This is a genomic window from Streptomyces sp. URMC 123 (assembly GCF_051386515.1).
Lineage (GTDB): Bacteria > Actinomycetota > Actinomycetes > Streptomycetales > Streptomycetaceae > Streptomyces.
On sequence record NZ_JBPQTV010000682.1, the window covers coordinates 1 to 633 of the forward strand.

Sequence of the window (633 nt, forward strand, 5' to 3'; positions counted from 1 at the left end):
CCGCGCAGGTCGTCGTCCACCCGCCCGGACATCCGGACCAGCCGTGGACCGTGCAGCAGGACAGCGGCCAGTACTTCCGTATCGGCGAGGACGCCGCGCGGCTGCTGTGCGCGCTCGACGGGCGCCGCACGGCCGGGCAGCTGGCCGCCGACCTGGGCGGTGGATGGACGCCGGCCGCGGTCGAGCAGACGCTGGCCGCCTTCGCCCGCCACGGCTGGCTGGAGACCTCCCGCGCACCGGCGCCGCGGCGACGCCCGCGGCGGCTGGTTTACCGCCGACCTCTGACCGTGCAGTGGTGTCTGTTCGACCCCAGCCGCCTGCTGGAGCGGGCCCGCCCCGCGCTGGCGTGGCTGGCCACGCCCTGGGCGCCGGCCGCCGCGCTCACCGGCCTGCTGCTCACGATTCTCACGCTCGTGGCGCACCACGCGCAGGCCGGGCACCTGCTGCGCCACCCGCCCTCCGGTGCCGTCGTGGTCGCGGCCGCGCTGCTGGGCCTGTTCAGCGGCGTACTGCACGAGTTCGGGCACGCCGCGATGCTCGTGGCCCACGGCGGCAGGCCCCGGCGCTTCGGCGTCATGCTGTTCTACCTGCTGCCCGCGCTCTTCTGCGACGTCTCCGACGGCTGGCGCCTGC

1 pseudogene is annotated in these 633 nt (G+C 76.3%); it reads left to right on the forward strand.

Going from position 1 to position 633, the window contains the following annotated elements:
- Positions 1–633, forward strand: a pseudogene (locus tag ACSNOD_RS31615) (daptide biosynthesis intramembrane metalloprotease); the annotation flags it as partial.